The 11,796-nt window shown below is 72.8% G+C and carries 5 protein-coding genes; 4 read left to right on the top strand and 1 reads right to left on the bottom strand.

Translation table 11 applies throughout. The features are described from left to right. Window positions 1–49: 49 nt before the first annotated feature. Complete coding sequence (locus tag ACFYPA_RS08365; RefSeq protein WP_359077486.1) at window positions 50–1,279, bottom strand: glycoside hydrolase family 64 protein; 1,230 nt, start codon at window positions 1,277–1,279, stop codon at window positions 50–52. Between the two features lie 348 nt (window positions 1,280–1,627). On the opposite strand from ACFYPA_RS08365, the gene ACFYPA_RS08360 reads away from it, so the two are divergent. The 4 genes from ACFYPA_RS08360 to ACFYPA_RS08345 all read left to right on the top strand — a co-directional run bounded on the left by ACFYPA_RS08360 (window position 1,628) and on the right by ACFYPA_RS08345 (window position 11,786). Beyond that, window positions 1,628–5,500, top strand: coding sequence for an endo-alpha-N-acetylgalactosaminidase family protein (locus tag ACFYPA_RS08360; protein ID WP_389130571.1), 3,873 nt, complete (start codon window positions 1,628–1,630; stop codon window positions 5,498–5,500). Window positions 5,501–5,629: 129 nt separating this feature from the next. Beyond that, window positions 5,630–7,954, top strand: coding sequence for a polysaccharide lyase 8 family protein (locus ACFYPA_RS08355; protein ID WP_389131052.1), 2,325 nt, complete (start codon window positions 5,630–5,632; stop codon window positions 7,952–7,954). A gap of 65 nt (window positions 7,955–8,019) precedes the next feature. After that, entirely contained in the window at window positions 8,020–9,480 is a 1,461-nt protein-coding gene (locus ACFYPA_RS08350) for a serine protease (RefSeq protein ID WP_389130568.1), read from the top strand. Then, a complete protein-coding gene (locus tag ACFYPA_RS08345) occupies window positions 9,477–11,786 on the top strand; it encodes a tetratricopeptide repeat protein (protein ID WP_359077491.1) in 2,310 nt (769 codons plus the stop codon). Before ACFYPA_RS08350 ends, ACFYPA_RS08345 begins: the two co-directional genes overlap by 4 nt. The last annotated feature ends 10 nt before the right edge of the window (window positions 11,787–11,796 follow it).

Below are 11,796 nucleotides of genomic sequence, written 5' to 3'. Positions count from 1 at the left end.
CCCCGTCCTGGAACGCACGGACGGGGGCACACGCGTACGCGGATGGGGGTCAGGACCCCACGGTCACCGTGAAGCGCCTCGGGTTGCCGTCGTTCGCGGCGCCCGAGACGTCGGGCTCGCCGTCGGGGCGGACGTCGTCGTAGGGGAAGGCGTAGCCGATCGGGCTGTTGGCGTGGACGATGCGCGACCAGTGGTTGGTCACCGCACCCTTGTAGTAGTCGGCCACTGTGGTGCCGTTGGGCTGGTCGGGGTGGCTGAGCATGATGGAGCGGTTGAAGCCGGCCGCGAGACGGGCCAGCAGGGCCTTCTTGTCGTCGGAGTCCGCCGGGTTGTTGGTGAACGGCCCGTGGTTGCAGGTGAAGATGTCCTTGGAGACGGGCTTGGTGAACGTGTGCCCGCCGTTGAAGGTCAGGGTGTCGCCGCTGACCCGGCCGGTGAAGACCCCGCGTCCGCCCTGGAGGTCGATCCGCAGGTCGGTCGAGCGGTACTTCTGCCAGACCTCGTCGATCTGCGCGGTGAACAGGTCGCGGAACGGCATCTGGTCCGGCCGGTCGAAGAACGGGGCCATCAGGTTCTGCGGCGAGATGACCCGCAGCACGCTGCCGTTCGAGCCACGCGTGACCAGCTGGTCCCACGGCTGCCCGTCGGCGGCGGCCTGCGCGGTGAGGCCGTCGGCGATCCGCTGCACGGCGCCGTCGGGAAGCGGGGCCACCGTGTGCGTGCTGTCGCCCTCCAGCTTCAGGCCGATGGGCAGTGCCGTCACCAGGTCGACGTAGCTGATGTTCGCGTACAGCTGCTGCGGGTTGAAGGTGAACTCGCAGAACGACCAGGTGCGCCCGTAGTTCGCGTCCGTGGACGTGGCGAAGGCCGGCTCGACCAGGGCAGGACCGGGGTTGAGGTAGAAGTCCAGGGTGTCGTCCCGGACGAAGTAGACCCGGGCGCCGTACATCTGCGGGAGCGTCAGGACCACCGGGGCGCCGCCCGCCGCGTTCAGCGGGATGGCGCAGTCGACCGGGAGCGGGGTCTGCGGCGCGGCGGGGGAGTCGGGGCGGTAGACGCTGCCGTCCCGCCGCAGCAGCACCCATCGGTCGGTGCCCTGCTCATGGCCGGTGACGTAGGCGTTGACGCGGCCGGGCAGGGACTTGTTCTCCAGGGCCAGTTCACAGGTCGCGGCGGAGGCCGACGCGTGCGGACTCAGTGCGCTGCCCCAGAGGGGATAGGTGAGCGCGGTCGCGGAGGCGGCAACGCCGCCGGAGAGGAACATTCTGCGCGAAATCATCAGACGACTCCGGGTGTGTGGGGGGCCGCGGACGGGTGGGCCGTGAGGGGAGGTGGAACGGGAGCGTCCGCGGTGCGCACCACTCTCGCGACGGCCGGGACGGGCGTCAAGACTTGTGACTGAGAGCGCTCTCAAATGAAAGAAGTCTTCACAACTCGACGCAGGTGAACAGTATTTGGCGGGTCGGCCGCTGGATGGCCCGAGTGGTCGCGATCAGGAACTGAACACGGCGGCCACGGTGACCCGCGCACCCGCACTTGGACTTACGCGGCGGGGTTGTTGGACTGGAGAAGCCCTCGGGGCCGCACGTCGTTGACGGTGTCACGACACGGCGACTACGCAGAGCACATGTCGCCAAGATTTACTTCGGTGGGCGCCGCAGCCGCCGCCTCAGCAGCCGTCCTGGCTCTGGTGGGGACCGCCCTCCCCGCCTCAGCCGCCGCCCCCGCCCCCGCCGCGGCCGAAGCCGCCGTCCCGGCGGACGCCGCCGTCATCGGATCGGCGCAGCTCGCCGTCGCCGTCGCCGACGACTTCCCGCGCGTCCTCACGTACACCGACCGGGCCACCGGGGCCACACTGTCCGGCAGCACCCGGCCGGTCACCGCCGTCACCCTCAACGGCACCGCCCATCCGGTGGGGCTCAAGGGCGCCCCGGAGATCACCGCGTCGGCCGCCCGCTACACGCTCGTCTTCGCCGGTCTGCCCGGTGTCGAGATCGACGCCTCGCTCTCCGTCTCCGGACGCGCCACCACCTTCAAGGTCACCGCCGTCCGCGACACCGAGGCGTTCAGGGTCGGCACGATCGACATCCCGGGCCATGACCTCGTCTCCGTCGCGAGCACCGACACCGGGGCCGCCACCGCCTTCACGAAGCTGGACACCGACTCGACGAAGACCGCGGACGTCTTCGCGAAGGTCACCGCCGACACCGAGGCCGACGCCGCGCCGCTCGGCGCCACGTACGCGCTTCTCAACACCGGATCGCTCGCGGCGGCCGTCGAGTCCAACTCCTCGTACGACAAGCCCTCCGGCGCCACCGGCGGCGACGACGCCCGCTTCTGGCACCAGGCCCGCAAGGACGCCGACGGCTCCACCCGCGTCGGTGTGTGGTCCGGCCAGTGGACCTACCGGGGCGCCGGCGCGCCGAAGCCGGAGAGCGGGGAGAACCTGCCCTGGGCGAAGGTCGTCGTCACGCCCGACGCCAACGGCGACAAGGCCGTCGACTGGCAGGACGGCGCCGTAGCCTTCCGCTCCATCGGCGTGGTCGCGCCGGGCGGCAAGGACACCGCGGACCGGGTCATCACCCACATTCCGTTCAACTTCGCCAGCCAGGCCACCCACCCCTTCCTGCGCACGCTCGACGACGTCAAGCGGATCTCCCTGGCCACGGACGGCCTCGGCCAGCTCGCGCTGCTCAAGGGGTACGCCTCCGAGGGGCACGACTCCGCCCACCCGGACTACGGCGGCGACTACAACAAGCGTGCCGGCGGGCTGAAGGACCTCAACGAGCTCCTGAAGGACGGCAGGAAGTGGGGCGCCACCTTCGGCGTCCACGTCAACGCCACCGAGGCCTACCCGGAAGCGAAGGCCTTCGACGAGAACCTCGTCGACAAGTCGAAGCCCGGCTGGAACTGGCTCAACCAGAGCTACTACATCGACCAGCGCCGCGACATCAACAGCGGTGACCTGGCCCGGCGCTTCCAGCAGCTGCGGGACGAGACCGACCGCAACCTCAGCATGCTCTACATCGACGTCTACTACACGCACGGCTGGATCGCCGACAAGACCCTCCAGGCCGTGCAGCAGCAGGGCTGGAACGTCTCCAGCGAATGGTCCGACAAGTTCGAACGCGGCTCGCTCTGGTCGCACTGGGCCAACGACCTCGACTACGGCGGCGCCACCAACAAGGGCCTCAACTCGCAGATCATCCGGTTCATCCGCAACGGCGAGAGGGACGTCTGGAACAACGACCCGGTCCTCGGCCAGAGCGCCATCGACGAGTTCGAGGGCTGGACGGGCGAGACGGACTGGAACGCCTTCTACGACAACATCTGGCAGCGCAACCTGCCCGCCAAGTACCTCCAGCAGCAGAAGATCACCCGCTGGGACGGCAACGACATCGCCTTCACGGGCGGGGTGAGCGGCACGGTCGAGGACGGGAAGCGGACCTTCTACGACCACGGCCGCAAGGTGCTCAGCGGCACCGACTACCTGCTGCCGTGGGACGGCGGCAAGAAGCTGTACCACTACAGCCGCTCCGGCGGTACGAGCACCTGGGCGGTCCCCTCCAAGGCCCCGTACACGGTGTACGAGCTCACGGACAACGGCCGGGTGAAGACCGGCACCGTCCGTCCCGTCGACGGGAAGATCACGCTCAAGGCGGAGGCCGGTCAGCCGTACGTCCTCTACCCGCACAAGGCGCCGAAGGCCGCCGACGCGAAGTGGGGCGAAGGCACCCTCGTCGACGACCCCGGCTTCAACGACGACGAGCTGGGCGACTGGTCCAGGACCGGCGCCGCCGTCCGCGACACCGATGACCAGGGCCGCAACAGCGCGAAGCTCTCCGGGGCCTCTGCCGCCGCGCTCTCCCAGCGCATCACCGGACTGAAGCCCGGCGCGCGCTACACCGCGTCCGCCCGCATCGAGGTCCAGCCCGGGAAGACCCGGCACACCACGCTGTCGGCCGGCGGGAAGTCCGTCGCCGTGGACCGCTCCACCGCGAAGGACTACGTCGCCGCGTCCGACTGGCACGGCACGTACTTCCAGCGCGCGAAGGTGAACTTCACCGCCCCGGCGAACGGACGCACCACCCTGCGCATCGAGGCCGCGGGCGGCAGCGCGGCGACCGTCCGCGCCGATGACGTACGCCTCGTGGCCAACGCCCCCGCCACGAAGGCGGACACCGTCGTCCACGAGGACTTCGAGGACGTCGACCAGGGCTGGGGCCCCTTCCTCAAGGGCGACGCGGGCGGTTCCACCGACCCCCGCACCAGCATCTCCCAGCTGCACGCCCCGTACACCCAGGCCGGGTGGAACGGAAAGCTCGTCGATGACGTGCTCGGCGGCAAGGAGTCCCTCAAGGCCCACGAGGAGAACACCGGACTCGTCTACCGGACCGCCCCCTGGACCGTCCCGATGACCGACGGCCATCGCTACAAGGTCGAGTACGACTACCAGTCCAGCCACGCCGGCGCCTACGAATGGGTCGACGGCTACGACCGGATCACCGCGGACGGCGCACCCGATTCGGTCGAGACCCGGACCACCGCGATCGGCGCCCAGCACACGACCGGGCACTTCACCGAGACCGTCACGGCCGGCTGCGGCGACACATGGACCGGGCTGCGCAAGCGCGGCGACGCACCCGACGGCGCCGACTTCGTCCTCGACGGCTTCACCGTGACCGACCTCGGCGCCGCCCCCGCCGGCGAGCAGGCGGCCTGCGGCACGCTCACCCTCGACCCAGCCGCCGAGACCCTGGAGCCGGGCGCGGCCAACACGGTGAAGGCGAGCTTCACCAACTACGAGGCAACGGCGGCCACCGGCGTCTCGGCCGGCCTCACCCTCCCCGAGGGCTGGACGGCCGAGCCCGCTGGAGCCGTCACCTTCGACTCCGTCGCGGCCGGCGCGAAGGTCACCGCGAGCTGGCAGGTGACCCCGCCGGTGGACGCCAAGTACCAGACGTACGCCTTGGGTTCCGAGGTGTCGTACACCGTCGGCGGTGCGCGGCGGACGCTCGGAGCGCAGACGTCCGTGCGGACCCTGCCCCCGCCGCCCACCACGGACAGCTGGGCCAGTGACCTGGACTGGACCGCCACCTCGAACGGCTGGGGGCCGGTCGAGCGCGACCTCTCCAACGGCGAGACCGGCACCGGCGACGGCACCGCGCTGACCATCGGCGGCACCGTGTACGACAAGGGCATCGGCAGCCACGCACCGGCGAGCATCCGCTACTACCTGGGCGGCAAGTGCACCTCCTTCACCGCCGAGGTGGGCGTGGACGACGTGCAGAAGAGCGCGGGGAGCGTGCAGTTCTCCGTCAAGGCCGACGGTACGGAGAAGGTGAAGTCGCCGGTCCTCAGGGCCGCCGACACCGCCTGGTCGCTCACGGCGGACGTCACCGGCGCGAAGTACGTCGAGCTGATCGCCGGGGACGGCGGCGACGGCAACGGAAACGACCACGCCGACTGGGGCAGCGCCCGCTTCCACTGCGGCAGCTGAACCGCTCCATGAAGGGAAGGGGGCGGGCCGAAGACGGCCCGCCCCCTTCCCGGTCGTAGTAAGCGCGTGCTAGACCAACACCCGTCCGGTCTATACCACTTGCCCACCGGAGGTAGCCCCGTGTCACTCCTGCCCGCCTGGTCCCGCCGCGCCTTCCTCGCCACCGGCAGCGCCACCGCACTCGGTCTGGCGCTCGCCCCGACGGCCCGCGCGGCGCAGGACGAGTTCGAGACGCTCCGGCTCCGCTGGAACGACCTCTCGCTCGGCACCGGCTACGACCCCGCCACCGAGCCGTACGCCTCCAAGCTGGCCGAGACCGGCGAACTCGCCGCGGACTTCCGCTCGACCATGGCCCCGGCCGCCGACTCCCTCTGGGACGGGCACACCTTCGACCCGCCGTCCGGCATCACCTGGAGCTACAACCGGCTGTGGACGATGACCCAGGCCTACGCCCAGCAGGGCACCGGCCACACCGGCGACGCGGGCCTCCTCGCCGACGTCCTCCGCGGCCTCGACCACCTCTCCGCGACGGTCTACAACCCGGCCACGGCCCGGTACGGGAACTGGTGGGAGTGGCAGATCGGCAGCCCCCGCCTGCTCATGGACATCGTCGCCGTCCTCCGCCCCCACCTCGGCGAGGAGCGTGTCGCCGCCGCCTGCGCCGCCGTCGACCACTTCATCCCCGACACCATGCTCACCGACTACAGCGGCACCTCGACCGGCGCCAACCGGGTCGACCTGTGCCGCTCCGTCGCCCTGCGCGGCATCCTCGGCCGGGACGCGGCCAGGACCGCGCTCGCGCGCGACGCGCTCTCGCCCGTCTTCCCGTACGTGACGAAGGGCGACGGTCTGTACGCCGACGGCTCGTTCGTCCAGCACACCTGGGTCGCCTACTCGGGCACGTACGGCCAGGTCATGCTCGACGGCCTCGGCCGGCTCTTCGCCCTGCTGGCCGGATCCACCTGGGAGGTCACCGACCCCCACCGGCAGATCATCCTCGACAGCGTCGAACACGCCTACGCGCCGCTCATCCACGACGGTCTGATGATGGACAGCGTCAACGGCCGTGCCATCAGCCGGGGCCTCCTCAAGAGCGACGAACGCCGCATCATGCGCAGTGACCACTTCCACGGCCAGGGGCTGATCGCCGCCATCGCCCTGCTCGCGGGCGGCGCGTCCGCGGCCGAACGCGACCGGTGGAACGGCATGGTCAAGGGGTGGATCGAACGGGACACCGTCAGCCCGATCCTCGCCGCCCCGCAGTTCGGGGTCGCCGACCTCTCCCGGCTGCGGGCGGCGGCCGCCGCACCCGTCCCGGCCGCGCCCGAACCCGTCGGGCACACCCTGTTCGCCGCGATGGACCGGGCCGTGCACCGCCGCCCCGGCTGGGTCGCGAACCTCTCCATGGCGTCGGAGCGGATCAGCTCGTACGAGTGCGGCAACGGCGAGAACCCGCGCGGCTGGCACACCGGGGCCGGAATGCTCTACTGGTGGCAGGGACGGGACGGCGGCGGCCAGTACACCGACTGGTTCTGGCCCACCGTGGACTGGTACCGGCTGCCCGGCACCACCGTCTCCACCAAGCGCCTCGCCGACCGCGCCGGCGGTGAATGGGGCGAACCCCGCCCGGCCGTGCGGTGGGTCGGCGGCGCCCACGACGGTGAGTTCGCCGCCGTCGGACAGCACGTGAAGGGCCTCGACTCCACTCTGGAGGCCCGCAAGTCCTGGTTCTGCGCGGCCGATACGGTCATCTGCCTCGGCGCGGGCATCACCGCCGCGGACGGGGTCCCCGTCGAGACCGTCGTCGACAACCGCAACCTCGGCCCCACCGGGCAGCAGCGCCTCACCGTCGACGACCGTGAACGCCCCCGCTGGGCCCATCTGGAGGGCCACGGCGGCTGGGTGCTGCCCGGGGGCGCCGCCCTGCACACCCTGCGCGAGGCCAGGACCGGCAGCTGGTCCGACATCAACACCACCAGCTCCACCGAGCGGCAGACCCGCCACTGGCAGACCCTCTGGCTCGACCACGGCACGGACCCGGCCGATGCCACGTACCTCTACCTCCTGATGCCCGGCGCCCCCCGGCGCACCGTCGCCGCCCGCGCGGCGGACGGCCACTGGATGAAGGTGCTCGCCAACACCGCCGCCGCACAGGCCGTCGCCGTGCGCTCGCTCGGGCTGACCGTTGCCAACTTCTGGCAGCCCGGCGCCGCCGGACGCCTCTCCTCGACCGGAGCGGCCAGTGTGCTCGTACGGGAGCGCCGAGGCACCACGGCGGTGCGGGTCAGCGGGCCCGACCGGAGCGGCACACCCTTCGAAGTGGTCTGGGACCGCCCGGTGCGCGAGGTCGTCTCGGCGGACCCGGGCATCGAGGTCCGCGCCACCGGCCGACGGCTGGTGCTCGGTGTGGACCCGGGGACGGCTGGGGCGACCCTGCGGTGTGACGTCCGGTAACCCGTTGGGCGGAGTGTGCGCGCACTCTGGGAACAAGGCGTGGTGCGCGCGTACTCTCGGTAGCTATGGGGGAGTTGAGAGCGGACTGGCGGCTCCGGTTACGCCGCGGCGGTGCGGAGGGGCCCGTGTGCGGGGCCGGGGTGCTCCTCACCCAGGACCGGATGCTGACCTGCGCCCATGTCGTCGGTGAGCGGGATGCCCGGATGTGGGTGGAGTTCGCCGAGAGCCCCGGCATTCCGCCCGTCGGAGCGCGGGTCGCACCGGACGGCTGGCTGCCGGGCCTGGGCGGGGCCGCGGGCGAGGACATCGCCGTGCTCGCCCTGGACAGCCCCCGCCCACAGGCGGCGCCCGCACCGCTGGGCCGTCGGCTGGAGCGCGGCCGGGAGGTGTGGATCGGCGGTTACTCCCAGGCCTTCGACGACGGGATGTGGCTGAGCGGCCGGATCAGCGGACTCCACGGCGACTGGGTGCAGCTCGACGCACGGACCAACGCCGAGGTGGTGCGCCCCGGCTTCAGCGGCGCCGCCGTCCAGACCCGGGGCGCACGGCCGGGGACGGAGGAGGTCGTCGGCCTGGTCGTCAGCTGGCGCGGCGATCTGGAACTGGCCCCGCCCACCGAGAACGACCTGGCGTTCTCGTACATGATCCCCGTCGACCGCATCGCCGAACTCGTCCCGCTGGTCGCCGAACTGAGCGGCCCGGACGGCTGGGACCGGGCCCTGGAACAGCGGCTGCGGCACTGGTTCGCGGGCGGCGAGGAGCCCGCGGTGCGCTTCGGCGTCGTCGCACACGGCACCGGCCGCGACCGCGCCCTCCAGCACCAGCTCCACCGGGCCCACCTCGTCTGCCGGGGCGGCGTCACCCGGCCCGAGGAACTCGTCGAGACCCTCGTGGAGCGGCTGCGCCCGCCCCGCTACCAGCGCAACGCCTACCGTGACTGGCTCCTCGAGGGCGGCGACGCCCCCGACCGCTCGGACGGCGGCAGGCCCGCCGGATCGGGGCCGGTGCTCGCGGTGATCGGCCTGGACGAGGACCCGGACCCGGCCGCCCTGGTGCCGCTGCTGGCCCGCGTCCGGACGCTCGGGTTCCGGCTCCTGGTCATCTTCCGCCGGGCCGACGGCGAGGGGCGGGCCGAGGTCGCGCGGCACCTGCTGGTGCCCGCCCTGGAGGAACGGGCCCAGACGCTGGTGCGCCGGGTCGAACGCATCGAGCGGGAGTGGACCGGACTGCGGGGCATGGTGGAGTCCGCCTCGCTCGTCCCGCGCCCCGCGGTCGACGCGGCGGCCCGCCGCCACCGGCTGCGGGAGGTGGAACTGCTGGCCGACCCGCAGGACCAGCTGGCCGAACTGAAGCTGCTCCTGAGGGAGTTACGCGACGACCTCGACCGGGCGAGCGGATCTCGGCAACCGGAGCAGCCAGGTCCGCGGTTACGTGACGGCCTCGACGGGGCGAGCGGCTCCGGGCGGCCGGAGCCGCCGGGTCTGCCCGGCCCCCGGACCGGTCGCGGCCCGGCGGAGCGCCGATGAGGATCCCGTGCCCGCACCGCCGCTTCACGGGCGCCCCCTGCGGCGGCGCCGTCCAGCAGACCGGCTACTGCGACACCTGCGGCCGTGAGGAGGGGGCGCCCGGACTGCCGCCGCTGCCCACCGAACCCGAGCGGTACGGCCCCGCCGGACTGCTCGAACTCCCGCTGCTGGACCCGGGCAGCCCGGCCGAACGCCTCGCCGCCGCCGAGCAGCCGGTGCGCATCGTGATGACGTGCTCGGCCGACGCGTGCCGCACCTCGTTCGTCCCGCCGCACACCGCGGCCCCGCCACCGGACGAGGGGTACTGCCCCCAGTGCGGCGCCCCGTACTCCTACCGCCCCGAGCTGACGAAGGACGGGCCCCCGCTCCAGGACCAGTACCGCATCCGCGGCCCCATCGCCCACGGCGGCCAGGGCTGGGTCTACCTGGCCGAGGACACCCACCTGGAGGACTTCGTCGCGGTCAAGGGCCTCCTCAACCGGTACGCGGAGCGCGGCGCCGCCCAGGCCGGTGAGGAGCGCCGCAGCCTGGTCGCCATCCGGCACGAACGCATCGTCCAGATCCGCGACTTCGTCAGTACGCGAAACGCCGACGGCACCGTCTCCGGCGGGTACATCGTCATGGAGGACGTCGGCGACCGCACCCTGACGGCCGTCGTCGAGTCGGCCCGCCAGGGCGCCTTCGTCCTCGACATCGAGCACGTCATCACCTACGGGTGCCAGATCCTGGAGGCCCTCGCCCATCTGCACGGGATGGGTTTCCTGTACGGCGACATGAAGCCGTCCAACGTCATCCACCACCTCGACGGCATCAAGGTCATCGACCTCGGCGGGGTCCGCAAGGCGGGGGCCACCGATCCGCCGCCCGTCATCACCCCGTGGTTCGCCGCGCCCGAGACGGACGGTACCGGCCCCCTCACCGTCGCCCACGACGTGCACACGGTCGGGGTCACCCTGGCCGAACTGGCCGGCTGGGCCGTCGGCGACGACGTGCCGGGGCTCGGCATCAGCTCGTTCCGGCTGGCCGTGGAGCGGGCGACGGCCCACGACCCGGAGCGCCGGTTCGGCTCCGCCGAGGACATGGCGGGCCAACTGCGCGGAGTGCTGCGCGAGATCCGGGCCCTGCGGGGCAAGCGCGACCAGCCCGAGCCCTCCGCCTACTTCGGCCCGGCCGTCACCGCGTCCACCGAACTGCTGGGCGCGCGCCTGGGCTCGGTACCCGACTACGCCCACTGGCTGCGCCGCCCGCTGTACGCCCGCCGGGACACGCCCCGGGCACCCGCGCTCGACTCCGGGCTGCCCACCCCGACCGAGATCGCCCGCAGGCTGCCGGTGCCCCGGCCCTACCCGCGGGATCCGCAGGCCGCCCGCTTCGGGGTCAGCAGTTACGACCCGGGACAGCCGCTGGCCCAGCCGGCCCACGGTGAGCGGTCGGTGGAGATCTGCCTGCACAACGCCCGGCTGCTGCTCGGCCAGGACGGCGAGGAGGCACTCGTCGCGGCCCGGGAGCAGGTCCAGGCCGCCGCCGCGATCCCCGGCCCGGGGCCGGTCCGGCAATGGCGGCTCAGCTGGCACTGGGGGCTCGTCGCGCTGCGCAGCGCCGATGTGCTGGACGACCGGCAGCCGATGCTCGAAGCGGCCCTGGAGCACTTCTCCGCCGTGCACCGGGCCCTGCCCGGCGAGTACGCGGCCAAGCTGGCACTCGCGTACAGCGCGGAACAGCTCGGCGACGGCCGGCCGGCCGGGGCGGGCCCCTCGGCGTACGAACTCTTCCGGGCCGTGCACGCCCGGAACCCCTCGCACGTCGGCGCGGCCCTCGGGCTGGCCAGGCTCGCCCTGGCGCGCGGCGACCGGGCGGCGGCCACGGAGGTCCTGGACCTGGTGCCGGACGAGTCGCGCGACCACGCCGTCGCCCGGATCGCCGCCCTCCGTATCAGGGCCGCCCGGCTGGCGACGGGGGAGCGGCCGCTGCCGGGGGAGGCGGAGATCGACGCCTGCCTGAGCGCCCTCGCCCCGGAGCCGGGCACACCGTCCCCGGTGGTCGCGGGCGACGAGGCGGCCTGGCTGCTGCGGACCGAGCTGTACGAGTGGAAGCTCGACGCCGTCCGCGCCGCGGCGCGGGCCCCGCGGCCCCGGGGCGGCCCGCTCCGGATCGGACTGCCGCCCCCGCCCGTACCCGGGGAGCGGGCCGTACGGGCGGAACTGGAGCAGTGCTACCGCTGGCTGGCCCGGCAGCGGCAGGGACCGGCCGAGTACGAGCACCTGATCGACCTGTCGCACGCGGTCCGCCCGCAGACCCGCTTCTGACCCCGTCGCC

The organism is Streptomyces sp. NPDC005775 (genome assembly GCF_042871565.1).
GTDB lineage: Bacteria > Actinomycetota > Actinomycetes > Streptomycetales > Streptomycetaceae > Streptomyces.
The sequence above is the reverse complement of the archived record's forward strand: the minus strand, read 5'-3'. Positions and strand labels throughout refer to the sequence as shown.